This window comes from Pseudoalteromonas sp. NBT06-2, from assembly GCF_002276045.1.
Lineage (GTDB): Bacteria > Pseudomonadota > Gammaproteobacteria > Enterobacterales > Alteromonadaceae > Pseudoalteromonas.
In genome coordinates this window covers 37,003-54,073 of sequence record NZ_NQMR01000006.1, presented here as the reverse complement: position 1 = coordinate 54,073, position 17,071 = coordinate 37,003, and the positions used below count along the sequence as shown (strand labels likewise).

The 17,071-nt window shown below is 35.3% G+C and carries 20 protein-coding genes; 2 read left to right on the top strand and 18 right to left on the bottom strand.

Annotation, left to right across the window (positions count from 1 at the left end; all coding sequences use genetic code 11):
* Nucleotide 1: 1 nt before the first annotated feature.
* From atpG to CJF42_RS02505, 12 genes are all read right to left on the bottom strand, one after another.
* The gene (gene atpG, locus CJF42_RS02560; protein WP_095365174.1) at nt 2–862 is read right to left on the bottom strand and encodes a F0F1 ATP synthase subunit gamma; all 861 of its coding nucleotides are present in this window, start codon (nt 860–862) and stop codon (nt 2–4) included.
* A 63-nt stretch (nt 863–925) separates the two neighbouring features.
* A complete protein-coding gene (atpA, locus tag CJF42_RS02555; RefSeq protein ID WP_095365173.1) occupies nt 926–2,467 on the bottom strand; it encodes a F0F1 ATP synthase subunit alpha in 1,542 nt (513 codons plus the stop codon).
* Nucleotides 2,468–2,482: 15 nt separating this feature from the next.
* The gene (gene atpH, locus CJF42_RS02550; protein WP_095365172.1) at nt 2,483–3,013 is read right to left on the bottom strand and encodes a F0F1 ATP synthase subunit delta; all 531 of its coding nucleotides are present in this window, start codon (nt 3,011–3,013) and stop codon (nt 2,483–2,485) included.
* A 14-nt stretch (nt 3,014–3,027) separates the two neighbouring features.
* Nucleotides 3,028–3,498: a F0F1 ATP synthase subunit B gene (atpF, locus tag CJF42_RS02545; RefSeq protein ID WP_095365171.1), complete on the bottom strand. Its 471-nt coding sequence runs from the start codon at nt 3,496–3,498 to the stop codon at nt 3,028–3,030.
* 67 nt (nt 3,499–3,565) lie between these two features.
* Nucleotides 3,566–3,799: a F0F1 ATP synthase subunit C gene (gene atpE / locus CJF42_RS02540; protein WP_095365170.1), complete on the bottom strand. Its 234-nt coding sequence runs from the start codon at nt 3,797–3,799 to the stop codon at nt 3,566–3,568.
* A 66-nt stretch (nt 3,800–3,865) separates the two neighbouring features.
* Entirely contained in the window at nt 3,866–4,699 is an 834-nt protein-coding gene (gene atpB, locus CJF42_RS02535) for a F0F1 ATP synthase subunit A (protein WP_095365169.1), read from the bottom strand.
* Between the two features lie 46 nt (nt 4,700–4,745).
* On the bottom strand, nt 4,746–5,126 hold the full coding sequence (locus CJF42_RS02530) for an ATP synthase subunit I (protein WP_095365168.1): 381 nt from the start codon (nt 5,124–5,126) through the stop codon (nt 4,746–4,748).
* 277 nt (nt 5,127–5,403) lie between these two features.
* A complete protein-coding gene (locus CJF42_RS02525; RefSeq protein WP_095365167.1) occupies nt 5,404–6,303 on the bottom strand; it encodes a ParB/RepB/Spo0J family partition protein in 900 nt (299 codons plus the stop codon).
* A 22-nt stretch (nt 6,304–6,325) separates the two neighbouring features.
* Nucleotides 6,326–7,105, bottom strand: a complete 780-nt coding sequence (locus CJF42_RS02520) for a ParA family protein (protein WP_095365166.1) — start codon at nt 7,103–7,105, stop codon at nt 6,326–6,328.
* Between the two features lie 20 nt (nt 7,106–7,125).
* Nucleotides 7,126–7,749: a 16S rRNA (guanine(527)-N(7))-methyltransferase RsmG gene (rsmG, locus tag CJF42_RS02515; RefSeq protein WP_095365165.1), complete on the bottom strand. Its 624-nt coding sequence runs from the start codon at nt 7,747–7,749 to the stop codon at nt 7,126–7,128.
* A 115-nt stretch (nt 7,750–7,864) separates the two neighbouring features.
* Nucleotides 7,865–9,754: a tRNA uridine-5-carboxymethylaminomethyl(34) synthesis enzyme MnmG gene (mnmG, locus tag CJF42_RS02510; RefSeq protein ID WP_095365164.1), complete on the bottom strand. Its 1,890-nt coding sequence runs from the start codon at nt 9,752–9,754 to the stop codon at nt 7,865–7,867.
* A 410-nt stretch (nt 9,755–10,164) separates the two neighbouring features.
* A complete protein-coding gene (locus CJF42_RS02505; protein ID WP_095365163.1) occupies nt 10,165–10,626 on the bottom strand; it encodes a flavodoxin domain-containing protein in 462 nt (153 codons plus the stop codon).
* Nucleotides 10,627–11,183: 557 nt separating this feature from the next.
* Here CJF42_RS02505 and CJF42_RS02500 point away from each other — a divergent pair.
* Complete coding sequence (locus CJF42_RS02500) at nt 11,184–11,444, top strand: hypothetical protein (RefSeq protein WP_095365162.1); 261 nt, start codon at nt 11,184–11,186, stop codon at nt 11,442–11,444.
* Here CJF42_RS02500 and CJF42_RS28990 read toward each other — a convergent pair.
* The 6 genes from CJF42_RS28990 to rpmH all read right to left on the bottom strand — a co-directional run bounded on the left by CJF42_RS28990 (nt 11,439) and on the right by rpmH (nt 15,970).
* Nucleotides 11,439–11,564 carry a hypothetical protein gene (locus CJF42_RS28990; protein ID WP_286203462.1) on the bottom strand — a complete coding sequence of 42 codons (126 nt, stop codon included), beginning with the start codon at nt 11,562–11,564 and terminating at the stop codon, nt 11,439–11,441. The two genes, CJF42_RS02500 and CJF42_RS28990, sit on opposite strands and share 6 nt — an antisense overlap.
* 172 nt (nt 11,565–11,736) lie before the next feature.
* Complete coding sequence (mnmE, locus tag CJF42_RS02495) at nt 11,737–13,101, bottom strand: tRNA uridine-5-carboxymethylaminomethyl(34) synthesis GTPase MnmE (protein WP_095365161.1); 1,365 nt, start codon at nt 13,099–13,101, stop codon at nt 11,737–11,739.
* Nucleotides 13,102–13,358: 257 nt separating this feature from the next.
* Entirely contained in the window at nt 13,359–15,008 is a 1,650-nt protein-coding gene (yidC, locus tag CJF42_RS02490; protein WP_095365160.1) for a membrane protein insertase YidC, read from the bottom strand.
* Nucleotides 15,009–15,016: 8 nt separating this feature from the next.
* Nucleotides 15,017–15,277 carry a membrane protein insertion efficiency factor YidD gene (gene yidD / locus CJF42_RS02485; RefSeq protein ID WP_095365159.1) on the bottom strand — a complete coding sequence of 87 codons (261 nt, stop codon included), beginning with the start codon at nt 15,275–15,277 and terminating at the stop codon, nt 15,017–15,019.
* Nucleotides 15,278–15,404: 127 nt separating this feature from the next.
* On the bottom strand, nt 15,405–15,833 hold the full coding sequence (rnpA, locus tag CJF42_RS02480; RefSeq protein WP_095365158.1) for a ribonuclease P protein component: 429 nt from the start codon (nt 15,831–15,833) through the stop codon (nt 15,405–15,407).
* A gap of 2 nt (nt 15,834–15,835) precedes the next feature.
* The gene (gene rpmH / locus CJF42_RS02475) at nt 15,836–15,970 is read right to left on the bottom strand and encodes a 50S ribosomal protein L34 (protein ID WP_095365157.1); all 135 of its coding nucleotides are present in this window, start codon (nt 15,968–15,970) and stop codon (nt 15,836–15,838) included.
* Nucleotides 15,971–16,518: 548 nt separating this feature from the next.
* Between rpmH and CJF42_RS28375 the strand changes: the two genes are divergently transcribed.
* Nucleotides 16,519–16,734 (top strand): hypothetical protein, encoded by a 216-nt coding sequence (locus CJF42_RS28375; RefSeq protein ID WP_095365156.1) that lies wholly within the window; start codon nt 16,519–16,521, stop codon nt 16,732–16,734.
* The last annotated feature ends 337 nt before the right edge of the window (nt 16,735–17,071 follow it).

Sequence of the window (17,071 nt, the reverse complement as noted above, 5' to 3'; positions counted from 1 at the left end):
TTTAAACTGCTGCTGAACCCGCTACAATCTCACTGATTTCTTGTGTGATTGCTGCCTGACGAGCCTTGTTATATACAAGTTGTAACTCGTCCATTAAATCACCTGCATTATCTGTTGCGGCTTTCATCGCAACCATACGGGAGGCTTGTTCAGAAGCTGCATTTTCAACAACACCTTGATATACCTGAGATTCAATAAAACGAACCATTAATGTATCCAAAATTGCTTTTGGATCTGGTTCATATATGTAATCCCAGCGGTGTGAAAGCGCTTGGCTTTCTGCTTTTGGCAAAGGCAACAACTGATCGATCTTTGGCTCTTGTTTCATAGTGTTAACAAAATTGTTATACACTACGAACAAGCGGTCTAATTTTCCTTCATTGTATGCATCAAGCATAACTTTTACAGGACCTATAATGTCTTGTATCGAAGGTGTATCTCCCAAACCTGCAGTTTGTGCGAGTACTTTATCTTCAAAACGACATAAGAAGTTAGCAGCTTTATTACCAATAGAGGCAAAATCAACTTCAACATCTTGTGCTTTAAATTTTTGAACATCTTGTACTAATGTTTTGAACATATTAGTGTTCAAACCACCACATAAACCACGATCTGTAGAGATAACAATATAACCAACACGTTTCGCTTGGCGCTCTTCCAAATATGGATGATTGTACTCTAAGCTACCGTGTGCAATGTGACCGATCACTTTGCGTATATTTTCAGCATATGGACGGCTTGAAGCCATACGTTCTTGCGCCTTTTTCATTTTAGACGCTGCAACTTTTTCCATTGCGCTGGTGATCTTCTGAGTATTTTTAATACTGCCGATCTTGCTTTTTATCTCTTTACCGCTGGCCATGACTCTATTCTCCGAATCCGGGTGAACTTTTAATAAAAAAGTTCACCTATGAATAACTACATATTACCAAGTTTGAGTTGCTTTAAACTTCTCAAGAAGTTCTTTAAGCTGTGCTTCAATCTCTTTGTTGTAGTTACCAGTTTCGTTAATTTGAGCCACAAGCTCTGCATATGCGCTATTTGCGAAAGAAATAAGGCCTGCTTCAAAATCTAAAACCTTTTCGATTTCGATATCTTGCAAATAACCTTTTTCAGCAGCAAATAAAGACAGAGACATATCAGCAACAGTCATTGGAGCATACTGTTTCTGTTTCATTAACTCTGTAACACGCTGACCATGCTCAAGTTGAGCACGTGTCGCTTCATCAAGATCAGAAGCGAACTGAGAGAAAGCCGCTAACTCACGGTACTGAGCTAACGCTAGACGGATACCACCACCTAGTTTTTTAACGATTTTAGTTTGTGCTGCACCACCAACTCGAGATACCGAAATACCAGCATTTACAGCTGGGCGGATACCTGCGTTAAATAAGTCAGATTCTAAGAATATCTGACCATCAGTGATAGAGATGACATTAGTAGGTACGAACGCTGAAACGTCACCACCTTGCGTTTCAATGATAGGCAATGCTGTCAATGAACCGGTTTTACCTTTCACTGTGCCGTTAGTGAATTTTTCAACGTAATCAGCGTTTACACGAGATGCACGTTCAAGAAGACGACTGTGAAGATAGAAAACGTCACCTGGGTACGCTTCACGACCTGGTGGACGCTTAAGTAGCAATGAGATTTGACGGTAAGCAACTGCTTGCTTAGATAAATCATCATATACGATTAAAGCGTTTTCACCGCGGTCACGGAAGTATTCACCCATAGTACAACCAGAGAATGGTGCTAAGTACTGAAGTGCAGCTGATTCAGAAGCTGAAGCAACAACAATAATAGTGTTATCTAGCGCGCCATGCTCTTCTAGCTTGCGTACTACGTTAGCAATTGTAGAAGCCTTTTGGCCTACAGCTACGTATACACATTTAACGCCAGTATTTTTTTGTGCAATGATTGCATCAATTGCTAAAGCAGTTTTACCTGTTTGGCGATCACCGATTAACAATTCACGTTGACCACGACCAACTGGGATCATCGCATCGATAGATTTATAACCAGTTTGAACTGGCTCATCTACTGATTGACGTTCGATAACGCCTGGTGCGATTTTCTCAACAGCTTCGAAGCCATCGTTGTTTACAGCGCCTTTACCATCGATCGGAGCACCTAGAGTGTTTACAACACGACCAAGTAAACCTGGACCTACTGGTACTTCAAGGATACGGCCTGTAGATAATACTTTAACGCCTTCTCTAAGGTCAGCGTAAGGGCCCATAACTACTGCACCAACTGAGTCGCGCTCAAGGTTTAGTGCGATAGCATAACGGTTACCCGGAAGCTCAATCATCTCACCCTGCATACAGTCAGCAAGACCGTGGATGCGGATGATGCCATCAGTAACAGATACAATAGTACCTTCGTTACGAGCTTCACTTACAACTTCGAACTGCTCAATACGTTTTTTGATTAGTTCTGAAATTTCAGTGGAATTAAGTTGCATGCTCTTTCTTCCTAATTACGATTGAAGTGTTGTGGCTAAACGGTTTAATTTACCGCGTATAGAGCCATCAATGACATTATCACCAGCCTTAACAATAAGACCGCCAACAAGCGTTTCATCAACACTACAATTCAGCTTAATTTTGCGTGAAAAACGTTTTTCTAACGCGCTAACCAATGCGTCTTGCTGACTTGCAGCAAGCTCTGTTGCAGAAACGATGTCTACATCTATTTCTTTATCATATTCAGCTTTAAATGCAGTGAATAATTCAGCAACCGCTGGTAACGCAACTAAACGTCCGTTTTCGGCTAAAACTTTAATTAAGTTTTGGCCGTATTCGTTGATTTGCTCAGCACAAACTGAAATAAATATTTCAGCTTGTTCTTCTGAGGCTTTGCTTGATACATATGAAAGTACTTGTTGGTTATTTGCTACTTGTGCAGCAAACTCCAACATGTTGTTCCAATCAGCAACAGCATTTTTATCAACGGCAAATTCAAAAGCCGCTTTAGCGTAAGGACGAGCTATAGTAGTCAATTCAGACATGCTCAGACCTCCAATTACAGCTCAGCAACAAGTTTTTCAACAATGTCACTATGTGCAGCTTCGTTAATTTCGCGCTCTATGATCTTCTCAGCACCAATAATCGCTAAAGAAGCAACTTGCTTACGCAGGTCTTCTTTAACACGATTACGTTCGGCTTCAATTTCTGAGTGACCTTGAGCAATAATGTTTTCACGTTCTTCGTGACCGCGTTGAGTTTCCTCATCGACGACTTGCGTAGCACGTTTTTTAGCTTGTTCGATGATTTCAGCAGCTTGAGACTTAGCTTCTTTAAGTTGTGCAGTTGCTTTATCACGCGCAAGTTGCAAATCTTTTTCAGCTTGATCTGAAGCGGCTAAACCATCTTCAATTTTTTTCTGACGTTCTTCAATCGCACCGTTAAGTGGTGGCCATACATACTTCATGCAGAACCATACAAAAACGATAAATGCGATTAATTCGCCTATTAGAGTGGCATTAATGTTCATAACCGCTCCTCCTTTTCATTAATAAAATAGTTAATAATAAATTCGTTTAGTAAAACGAAAAAAACTATTATAGAGCGAAAAGGATGAATAGACCGATACCAACACCGATCATAGCGATCGCATCGATTAGACCAGCTACGATAAACATTTTTACTTGAAGTGAAGCAGCAAGTTCAGGTTGACGCGCAGCTGATTCTAAGAATTTACCACCTAAGTTACCAAAACCGATAGCAGTACCTAGGGCACCAAAACCGATTAGTAAAGCTACAGCGATAAGTTTTAAACCTTCAAAGATTTCCATTTTTGTCTCCGATTGACATGTTAAAGTTAAAGTTAAAGTTAAAAATTTTTTTATTTATATATCTAGTTAGTGATCTGTTGACGCTAAGCTTAAATATACAATTGTTAGCATCATAAAGATGAATGCTTGCAATACGATTACTAATATGTGGAATACAGCCCAAACAAAATGAAGCGGTAATTGGAATAAACCAATGGCAGCAATCAAAATGAAAATAAGCTCACCAGCATATAAGTTACCAAATAAACGTAACGATAGAGAAATAGGTCTCGCTATCAATGTAATAGCTTCCATTACAAAGTTTATTGGAATAAGCAATGCTTGTAATACGGGATTTTTAGCACTAAAAGGATTTAATGTAAGCTCTTTTACAAAGCCCATTACGCCTTTAACACGAATTGAGTAAAAAATAATTAACGCAAAAACACCAAGGGCTAGAGCAGCTGTTAGATTTAAATCAGTAGTAGGTACTACTTTCATATAAATATCATGAGAGCTTTCAACAGCACCTGAAGCAACACCAACTTGGCCTGCAATCCATGGTAAGAAATCTACCGGTATTAAATCCATTAAGTTCATCAAGAAAACCCAAACAAAAATTGTTAGGGCTAAAGGCGCGATTAAACGACTTTTACCGTGAAAAGTATCTTTCACGTTTTGATCAACAAATTCAACAACCATTTCGATTAGACATTGCCATTTTCCTGGTACGCCAAGTGTTGCTTTATTTGCAGCACCTTTAAATATCCATAAAAATATCAGTCCTAAACCAATGGACCATGCAAGGGTATCAACATTAAGTACCATAAACGTATTGGTTGGATCGTCGGTAAGGGCGACCTGTCCATTCGTTAAATGGTGCTTGATGTAACCCTGTAGGGTTTGCTCTTCAGCAGCCATGTTTTATCCTAAAGTTAAAGTTAAAGTTTAAAAGTTATTTTTATCGTTATTTTTTAAAAAATAACGGTGCAAACCACTGCATAAACATGATTAGTATGTAACAGGCAAAAAATGCCAATGGAACCACCTGTACAAATTTAAAAATCAATGCAAATAAAAATATGGTTAACAAAAATTTTAATCCGCTGCCTCGTTTAAACGAAACAAATATTTGATTTGCTTGCCTAGCACCGGCAAATCTAAATGCGTAAGCTGAAAATACAAGGTTGGCGATAACACAAACACACCCGCCAGCTAATGCTGATAAACTTGCTTCAAGTCCCCAACCTATAAAAATTATGGCTGCAGCAATGACTGCTACTATCGCTTGAAATATGACTAATTTAAATGCAGCGTTACGTAATGGTTGAGCTAAGCGATTATTCACGTTTTATTAACCTTTACGCAGCTAAAAAATTTCAAGTAACAAAAACTGGCGAAATTATACTTATTTCTGGTGACTTTGCAATGGAATATTCCTTTTGATAGTGGGGTTTTATCTTAGACTTTATCTGGTGTTACTGATATTTATTTAGAATGAAGCTAAATAAAAAGAAATATAAATTTAACTTTTTAAAAAAATCACATTTTAAAGTGATGATTTGAAGATAGGTTAATTTTATTTTTAAGCTTATCTTCAAATATCTAGCTAAAAATCAACTGTTTTAGGTATTAATTTTTTCTAAAATACCATCAAGTTCAGCTAAGTCAGTATATGAAATAACCAACTTACCTTTGCCTTTTTTATTATAACTAATATCAACTTTAGCGCCTAAATTATCAGAAAGTTGTTGCTCTAACTGTTTGACATCAGGGTCTTTTTCAATGATTTTCTTTTCTGGATCTGGCTCTAAGACAGACTTAACTAATTTCTCAGTTTCACGAACTGTTAGCGCCTTAGCTACAACAGTGCGAGCAGTATCTGATTGTAAGTGACCTTCAAGGGCCAAAAGGCATCGGGCATGGCCCATTTCTAAATCGCCATATTCTAACAATTTTTTAACATCTTCATTTAAATTATTTAGACGCATTAAATTTGTTACTGTAGTACGAGATTTACCAACAGCATCCGCGACTTGTTGATGCGTTAGTTCAAATTCATTTTGTAATCTATTTAGTGCAATAGCCTCTTCCATAGCATTAAGGTCCTCACGTTGAATATTTTCAATTAACGCAATAGCAACTGCAGCTTCATCAGGCACATCTTTAATAAGACAGGGAATAACATCTAAGCATGCGAGTTGTGCCGCACGCCAGCGACGTTCACCTGCAATAATTTCATAACTATCTTGAAATACTTCACGAACAACAATTGGCTGGATCACACCTTGTGAACGAATAGAACTAGCCAAGTCTTCAAGGGCTTGTTCCGACATATCCTTACGCGGTTGGTATTTACCTGGTTTAATAAACTCAATTGGTAATTTTTGCAATTCGCTTTTTTCTAAATTTTTTGTGATTTCAACCTGATCGATTGATGTCTGTGTTGTTTTAGCTACAGCAGGTTTGCTTGATGTTAATAGGGCATCTAAGCCTCGACCAAGACCACGTTTTTTAGCAGACATTATAATTTACTACCTTAAAATATTATGCAACTTCGACCTGTTCTTTACGTCTTAGTATTTCACCTGCCAATGCTAAATATGCTTTAGCGCCCGTAGAAGTACGATCATAATACATCGCTGGAGCACCAAAACTTGGTGCTTCTGCTAATCTTACATTTCTAGGAATGACAGTTCGGTAAACTTTTTCGCCAAAATGTTGTTTTAGTTGTTCAGATACATCATTGGCTAAACGATTACGTGGATCATACATGGTTCGTAAAATACCTTCAATTTTCAAATCAGGATTAACCAGTTTTGATAATTGGGTGATCGTGTCCATTAATGCAGTTAAGCCTTCTAATGCATAATATTCACATTGCATTGGCACAAGAACAGAATCTGCAGCAGTCATCGCATTGACAGTTAACATATTAAGTGAAGGCGGGCAGTCTATAAAAATAAAGTCATATTGATCTTTTACTAATGCCAGTGCATTTTTTAATCTTACTTCTCGAGCAAATAATTCCATCAATTTAACTTCCGCAGCGGTGACATCACCATTAGCAGGAATTAAATGATATTCACCAGAAGTTTCTTTCTCAACTATTTCTTCAAATGGTTTTTCATCAACCAGTAAATCATATACGGTAGCAACATCACCATATTTATCAACACCACTCCCCATAGTAGCATTACCTTGAGGATCTAAATCGATTAATAATACTTTTCGTTTTGTTGCTGCCATTGAAGCAGCTAAATTAACCGCAGTGGTTGTTTTACCAACACCACCTTTTTGGTTAGCAATGACGATAACTTTTGCCACAGTATCCCCTGATTAAGTTTTTATTGTGCTTTATTTAAAATAATTAAATGCCTTTGTGCATCTAATCCAGGAACTTCAAGTATTATATTTTCGACAAATTTAATATTTTCAGGCAAAGATGCAAGCTCTTCTTCTGGATATTGACCTTTCAGTGCTATGAATTTACCAGAATCATCAATTAAGTGTTCACACCATTGAACCATATCTTGTATTGAAGCAAAAGCACGACTTAAAACACCATCTAATTTTACCGGTGCTTGGAAATCTTCAACTCTTGATTGAACAGGTGTCACATTGGTTAAACCAAGTTCGTGTTTCACTTGAGTTAAAAATCTAACACGTTTACCTAAACTGTCTAACAAAATAAATTGTGTATCAGGTAATGCAATAGCTAAAACAATTCCTGGTAGTCCAGGGCCCGTACCAACGTCAATATAATTTTTACCATTAATATGAGGTGCAACAACAAGCGCATCTAAAATATGTTTCACCATCATTTGAGACTGTTCTCTAACAGATGTTAGGTTATAAGCTTTATTCCACTTATCTAACAGCTCTACATATTTCACTAATTTTAATTTTTGCTCATCAGTTAATTTTATAGATGTTTGCGCGAGTAATTTATTTAATTGTTCTAATAACACACGATACCTTTAATTCGATGTTTTTCATTCAATATTAACTATTAATAATGAAATTTAAGTTACGTTTTATATGTAACATATCCCTAATGACTGACATTAGGGATAACAAATTTGATTAAGCCATTCTTTTTATCAGGCCCTGTTTTTTCAAGTATACCAGTAATAGAGAGATAGCAGCAGGTGTGATACCAGAAATTCTCGATGCTTGACCTATTGTTTGTGGTCTTGTATCTGTTAATTTAGCAACAACTTCATTTGAAAGACCAGAAACAACTGAATAATCATAATCAGATGGTAATAAAGTTTCTTCATGACGAAGTTGTTTATTTATTTCTTCTTGTTGACGTGCAATATATCCAGCATATTTAATTTGAATTTCAACTTGTTCAAGTGCTTGCTGATTATTAACTTCAGATCCTAAACCTGGGATCTGCGCTAACGCTTTATAATTAACTTCAGGACGGCGGATCAGATCTTCAAGACTCGCTTCTCTTGATAAAGCAGATTTAAGTAGATCATTCACAGCGTCTATTTGATCATGATCTTTATGGATCCAAGTGTTTTTTAGTCTTTGGCTTTCAATTTCAATAGCTTGCATTTTTTCATTAAAAGCTTGCCAGCGATCATCATCAACTAAACCTAATTCACGGCCTTTTTCAGTTAATCGAATATCAGCATTATCTTCTCTTAATAATAAGCGATATTCAGCACGGCTCGTAAACATACGGTATGGTTCTTTCGTACCCATAGTAGCAAGGTCATCAATTAATACACCCATATATGCTTGATCACGACGTGGTGTCCAAGCATCTTTTCCTTGTTCTTTAAGAGCAGCATTCAAACCTGCGATTAAGCCTTGTGCTCCCGCTTCTTCGTAACCAGTAGTACCGTTTATTTGACCAGCAAAGAATAAACCTTCAATAAATTTAGTTTCTAATGATTGTTTTAAATCTCTTGGATCAAAAAAATCATATTCGATTGCATAGCCAGGTCTACAGATATGTGCATTCTCAAAACCTTTCATAGATCTTACAATTTGAACCTGAACATCAAATGGTAAACTTGTTGAGATCCCATTAGGATAAAGCTCATGTGTTGTTAAACCTTCAGGCTCTACAAAGATCTGATGTTGATCTTTATCTGAAAAACGCATTACTTTATCTTCAATTGAAGGGCAATAACGAGGGCCAACACCTTCAATTACTCCAGCGTACATTGGAGAACGATCTAAATTTTCACGGATCACATCATGTGTTTTTTCATTTGTGTAAGTGATATAACATGAGATCTGCTGCGGATGATCTGATTGTTTTCCCATAAAAGAAAATACAGGAGTAGGGGTATCACCAGGTTGTTCTTGCATTACTGAAAAATTAACTGTACGCGCATCTATACGTGGTGGAGTTCCTGTTTTTAAACGATCAACTCTAAATGGCAATTCACGTAAACGATTTGCAAGTGAAATTGAAGGAGGATCACCAGCGCGACCACCACTAAAACTTTCAAGACCAATATGTAACCGACCACCTAAGAAAGTACCTACGGTCAAAACAACAGATCCAGCAGAAAAACGTAAACCCATTTGAGTGACGATACCTTTGACGCGATCATTTTCAACTACTAAGTCATCACAAGACTGTTGGAATATTTTTAAATTTTCTTGGTTTTCTAATATATCTTGAATTGCAGCTTTATAAAGTTTGCGATCCGCCTGAGCTCGAGTTGCACGAACTGCTGGGCCTTTAGATGAGTTAAGTGTTCTAAATTGAATGCCTGCTTTATCAATTGCTTTGGCCATTGCACCGCCTAAAGCATCAATCTCTTTCACCAAATGTCCTTTACCAATACCACCTATAGCGGGATTACATGACATTTGACCTAATGTGTCTATATTTTGCGTTAACAGTAAAGTGTTCATACCCATTCTTGCAGATGCTAACGCAGCTTCCGTACCTGAATGACCACCACCTACAACAATTACATCAAAATGTTCATGAAAAATCATCTAACGATCCTACTCCAATAAGCCATCAATTTTCAAAAGGGAGCGTATTCTACCTAGAATTTCAAAGAAGTGAAATGGTTATTTTTTATTCAGATCCCTTTTAAAGATCTTATATATATAAAGGATCTTTTAAAGAGATCTTTATTAATACTACTACTATAGAGCACTTTTTCTGTACATAAGTCACTTTTATTATATAAGTTCAGTAACTTGGACTGGATCTTTCTTGTTAATATGATCGGATCAACGTTTGTAAAAGCTCTGATCAAAAAGGCTAGTTATACACATTTGGATCCGGTACTAATTTTATCCAGTGGATAATAGCACCTCTATACTCAGCTTGCTCAAGAGTTATCAACAAAAGGATCTAATAATATTATATATTGTGTATAACCTATTAATATAAGATCTTATAATTTATCTTCTGATATAGCAGTTAACCAAGTTGGTAACCAAGCGATCGCAATGTCTTCAGGTAAATTTTCATCCATTGCATCAATCTCTAAAACTTGCGTGATTTGATTTGCTTGCTTTGTTTTTAATAATAGATCGACATCTTTAGCTGCTTTATTGTAGTTATCATAACTTGTATCACCTAGCCCTATAACGCTATAGCTTAAGCTGTTGAGATTAGTATGTTGGTTTAAATTCTTTATAAACTCTTGTAAATTATCTGGAAAATCTCCTGCACCATGAGTAGATGTGCATACTAACCAGATCACATTACTCGAAGGGATCTGTATCAAATCAGGTTGTTCGTGTACTTGACATATATAGCCTTTATTTTGTAATACATCATTAAGTTGATCTGCAACATACTCTGATGATCCCATTTGACTACCTACAATAATGTGAATATTTTTATCTGTCATGATCCGCTTATAATTTCAATTTTATTAATTATTTTATGATCATAATTTATTTTTATTTGATGGGGTAGATCGTCTGTGTATATTTTTTATTTTTTTTACTTGTTTTTAATTGAAATTACAGCTAGCTGAACTTAAGTATCTGTTTATTAGTTGTTTTTTATTTTTGTTTTATTTTGTTTATTAAGATCATCTTGTTGATAAACTTGGGGAAACTCGTTATAAGATTGTCATTAAAATGATATTATTTACTGTTTGAAGATTAATTATTATAAATACTTGTCTATTGTGCTTATTAACGTCACTTTTTATTGTGGATCTATTTTTGTGGATAGATCTGATGTATAAATGAAGATGATCTACTTTTTTGATCTTCTTTTTAGATCTTAAAAGTATTTTATTAGATCTAAATAATATAAAAATAATTTAGAAAATAGAAAATAATGATCTATTAACAGTTATTAATTATATATTTTTATTGGAAACATGAGTATTTTACTAGTCAAAATATCCTATTAATTACATAATGACAAAATGTTATGTTAATTATGGTGTTTTGTATGAGTATTATTTTTCATCAAATTAAAGAAGGGGAGTTTATTCGGTTAGTTGAGGCGGGTGGGATCAATGAAGTTTTTGCTCAAGAGTCTCAACTGCAGCCAGATAAGTATCATCTATTAGGGATCAATACGCAATCAAAAATTGGTTATGCTGTGCGTCATGGGCGTATAAATGAGATGAGATCTTGGCGACTAGATAGGCTATCTTTGTTTATAAAGCGGCTTGGAATATGTGTTTTTAATGTGAGAAGTCAATCATAGATCTATTATATACCCAAGCCACTTCAAGATGTGAGATTCAGGATTGCTGAGCAATTCATGATCTAGGTGCATATTTGCATTAATGGTTACTCCCTTAAAAAAAGATGGAACAACGAGCATGATTTGCTCAGAAGCTCCAGATAGGTTGGTTTAGAAGTGCTTTAAGATACTTACAGTGTTTTTTGTTAATTAGACTATTGATGATCGTGAATTAATATTTATTAGGTGAGTTGCTGCACTTAATTATTATAATAAAGTGCAGCTTTTATTAGTAAAACTTGCGAAGCAATACTTACTTACCAATACAAAATGAGCTAAATATTTGTCCTAGTAAATCATCTGATGTGAATTCACCTGTAATTTCGTTCAAATATTGCTGTGTTAATCTCAGTTCTTCTGCTAATAATTCACCTGCGATGTGCATTTCTAATTGAGTTTTACCTATTTCTAAATGTTCAGCTGCATGATTTAAAGCTTCTAAATGACGTCTTCGAGCCATAAATCCACCTTCAGTTGTGCCTTTATATCCCATTATTTTTTTTAAATGTTCTTTTACTAAATTGATACCTGAGTTATTTTTAGCACTTAGGTTGATGATGGTTTGGTTGTTAATTTCTTGCGAACCAATTTGTTCTTTTGATAAATCGACCTTATTTCGAATCACTGTAATTTCCATTTTTTTAGGTAATTTATCAATAAATTCAGGCCAAATTTCATGTGGATCAGTTTCATTTGTATCTGTAGCATCAAGCATAAATAAAACGCGATCTGCTTGGTTTATTTCATCCCAGGCACGTTCAATTCCTATTTGTTCTACTATGTCAGGGCTTTCTCTTAAACCTGCTGTATCAATTATATGTAATGGCATACCATCTATATGTATATGCTCTCTAAGCACATCACGTGTGGTGCCTGCAATATCTGTAACGATAGCAGCATCTCTACCAGCTAAGGCATTTAATAAACTTGATTTACCTGCATTTGGTCTGCCTGCTATCACAACACGCATACCTTCACGTATGATAGAACCTTGCTTAGCTTGCGAAGTAACTTCATTCAATTGTGTTATTATGTCATTTAAATCACCCGATACTTTACCATCAGATAAGAAGTCAATTTCTTCTTCTGGAAAATCTATGGCCGCTTCAACATACATTCTTAGATGTATCACTTGTTCTACAAGTTTATTGATATGCTTTGAAAATTGGCCTTGTAAGGAGTGCAGGGCGCTTTGTGCTGCTTGCTCTGAATTTGCATTAATTAAATCGGAGATGGCTTCAGCTTGTGTTAAATCCATTTTATCATTTAAGAATGCACGTTCTGAAAATTCGCCTGGTTTTGCTATGCGAACTTTATCGATATTACAAATTTCTTTAAGTATCATATCGAGTAATACGGGACCACCGTGACCTTGTAGTTCAAGTACATCTTCACCAGTAAATGAATTAGGACCTTTAAAGAACAGTGCGATACCTTGGTCTAATTCATCACCTTTTAAATTTTTAAAAGGTAAATATTCAGCAAAACGTGTTTTTGGGCACTTACCTAATATTTTTTCTGCAACTTGCCGTACAAGGGAACCTGATACACGAATAATACCAACACCGCCACGGCCAGGGGCTGTTGCTTGGGCTACTATTGTTTCTTGATTTTCCATTATTTGATATGAATTCTATTGATTAGGTAAGAATAGACTAATTGTATAACAGATAGATCTGCTACGCATTTCTATTAAGCTAACTTCGTTGGTAAAGATAATGATTAATTATAAAACAGTTTATTTTTATGGTGTAGATTCAGAATCTTAATTGTGATTCGATATTTTTATTTATACATTTGATTATAAATAGGATAAAAAATATTGTTAGAAACAAAAAAGGCGACCTAAGTCGCCTTTTATATGCTAAAGATAGTTTAGCTTTTAACTTTAATACCTTTCTTTTCCATGCCTTTATAAATAATCAGCATTTGAATAATTGAAATGATATTAGATACTAACCAGTAAAGTACTAGACCAGAAGGGAACCACAGGAAGAATACAGAAAAGATAACTGGCATCCACATCATCATCTTCTGCTGCATAGGATCTGTTGCAGTCATAGGTTGTAGTTTTTGAGTTACAAACATACTTAAACCAAATAAAACCGGTAAAATAAAGTATGGGTCCATCGCTGATAGATCAGTTAACCATAGACCAAACTCAGCATGACGTAGTTCTACAGACTCTAGGAATACATAAAATAATGCTAAGAAGATAGGCATTTGTAATAAAAGAGGTAAACAACCACCCGCTGGGTTTACTTTCTCTTTTTTATACATTTCCATCATAGCTTGACCAAACTTTTGTTTGTCATCGCCATATTTTTCTTTCATAGCTGCAATCTTAGGTTGAAGATTACGCATTTTAGCCATCGAAGTGTATTGTGCTTTTGTAAGTGGGTATAAAGCTGTTTTAACTATAATAGTTATTGCTATAATTGCAAAACCCCAATTACCTAAAATGCTGTATAACCATTTAAGTAATACGAATAATGGTTGAGAAATAAAGAATAATATACCGTAATCAACTGCAAGGTCTAAATCTTCATGTAATGCTTCTAAAGCATCTGCATCTTTAGGGCCCATATAGAAAGTTGCTGTTAATGCATGATTAGTATTTGCTGGAACATTAATTTGCGGACCTTTTATACCCATTATCGCTGCGTTACCTGAGAGCATACGCGTATATAGATTATTTTGCTCGCTTTGATTTGGAACCCAAGCGCTTACAAAGTAATGCTGGATAAATGAAATATAACCGCCTTTAGCATTTACATTGATATTTTTTTCTTCAATGTCTGAAAAATCATATTTATTATATGGGTCTTCAGTTGTGCCATATGCGAAACCTAAGTAAGTTTGATCTGTCATACTACTTTTTTCTGCTACAGTATGTTTTACTTGGGTATATAATTGTACAGATAAAGTATCGCTCGTATTGTTATTAATATTGTATTCTAAACCAACATCATATTGACCTCTTTTGAATACATATGTTTTAACAAATTGAACACCTTTTTCATCTGTAAAAGTAAGTGGGACTCTTAATTCATCACCATTTAATACATAAGCTGTTTGCTCACTAGCATAAACTGGGCGACCTTTCGCATTTGCGTCAGGGCCATTTTTGCCAATTAAACCACTTTGAGAAAAATACTGACCGTCGATTTCACCTAATAATTTATAAGCAGTATCACCGTGTTGTTCAGTAGGATATGCCAAAAGGTTAGCTTCAATGATGTCACCACCTTTAGAGTCTATTTTCACTGTAAATACATCAGTTTCAATAGAAATCACAGAGCGATTAACTTGTGCTACTTGGCTTGGTATGGAATCGTCAGATGATGAAGGTACAAAATTACCGTCATTACTTTGATTTGTTCCATTCGATTGGTTATTTATTTGATTTGTATTGGCACTTTGCTCGATTTGTTGACTCGGATTGTAATCATTATTCCATTCCTGAAATAATAAAAATGACACAAGTATCAAACCGATAAATAAAAACGTGCGTTGAGATTCCATAACAGCTCTTATTTCTCGTCTTTTAGATTAATGGGATTGCCAGGCACAGGATCTTCTCCGCCTGAATGTAAGGGATGACATTTTATTATGCGTTTTAGCGTAAGCCAACTTCCTTTAACTGACCCATGTAATTCAATTGCATTAATTGCATAACTGGAGCAGGTTGGATTAAAGCGACAATTAGATCCTAAAAACGGACTTATAAATTTTTGATAACTTTTAATAAGTAGCATTAATATTTTTTTAGGTAATAGTAAAATTATATTCATAACTTATTGTTAATTATATAAATTTATATTACAGATAGCATCAGGCTTGTTCACTAAGCTTTATTCACTAAATGGCATGAGTAAAAGGTAGGCTAAAGATACCCTAAAACGACTTTTAATACCAATTCTATCTAGTTCGAGCTGGCTTATTTAGTTTTTGATTTCGAGGGCGTTTTTTAAAGGGAGCTGGTTTTGGTGCGCCAGGTTTACATCTTTCGTTTAGTTTTAACCACATTTTATTTAATTGTTTGGTTAGTTCTGCGTTGTCTTGTAACTCACAACCATTTTTAACCATTAATACAATATCAATGTTATCTAGTTTATGTTGACTAAGGCGAAAACTTTCACGTGCAAGGCGTTTAATTCTATTTCTATCACAGGCTTTTTTTACGCGTTTTTTCGCTACGGTTAGGCCTAGGCGAGGATTCGATAAATCATTGGGTTTTGCTAAAAGCGTGAAACAGTTTGTTGCAGCCCGAACAGGCTCACTGAAGATTCTTGAATAATGTGAGGGAGTTAACAGACGTAACTCCCTACCAAAAGCAAAGTGTTCCACTATTAAGCAGAAAGTACTTTACGGCCTTTAGCGCGGCGGCGATTAATTAGATTGCGGCCATTTGTAGTTGCCATGCGAGCACGGAATCCGTGGCTACGTTTACGTTTTAGTACACTTGGTTGAAAAGTTCTTTTCATTTTATTACTTCCGATCGGTTAAGTTAAAAACATCCTATGCAGGTCGCGATCCTGGCACAGGTGCCATTGCGAGCGCGAGATGTTATAGAGGGTAGTACTAAAAGTCAATATAAAAGCGCTATTTAAGTAGTTAATTAATCATTTATCTTAATTATGTATATTCAAGCCACTTCAAGATGTGAGATTCAGGACTGCTGAGCAATTCATGATCTAGGCGCATCTTTGCATTAATGTTTACTCCCTTAAAAAAAGATGGAACAACGAGCATGATTTGCTCAGAAGTCCCTGTAAGGTTGATTTATAAATACTTTATGCAGCGTTATTGATTTTGAAAAGGGAATAACCATGTTCTTCAATCAATGCCTTGCCTAAAGCATTTCTAATTCCAACTGAATCCTGCATCTATGAAGTGGTTTGGGTATATATCTATTTAATGATAGCGGTTAATCCTTTTATTAAATTGCATATTAGGGGCTGTTGATCTTTCAAGGTTAAATTTTCAGGGTTAAATTTTGTTCGAGATAAAAGTATTTTAGTCGCGGCGAGTAGTGTGTAGCCTAGTCATTCTAAGTAAATATTACTCAACAAAGAATAAAATGCTTTTAGCCGAATCCTTCGAACAGCGTTTGTTGGGCATTTTTACTGCATTATCGCCTTTTTATGTGGAACAACCACATGACAAAGCTTCTGCCTTGTATGAATTTCGAACAATTAGCTGCAAAAGTAATCTCGTAAGATCAACATCTCCTAAAGCTGTACGCTAAATATGAGCTTAATTTACCTATTATAGTGTAACTACTTATCATTTTAAATGATGAAGATCGTTTTAGGATCTTTCAATGTGATCTTTAAAGTGGGGCAGATCTGGATGTGTTTTTTATTTGATCTGCATTCAATGATCCTTATTGCATAGTAGTAAAAAATAGTTTTCCACAGTTATTATTAACAATTTGCGTAAAAGCTTTGGAAAACGTGATTAGATCGGTTGATGATCAAAATATAATAATAATTATTATTAAAATATACACAGCATATTATAAAAAATATAAGTATATAAAACATTGACTTAATATAATTTTTGTATCGCTAGTAAAATAAATA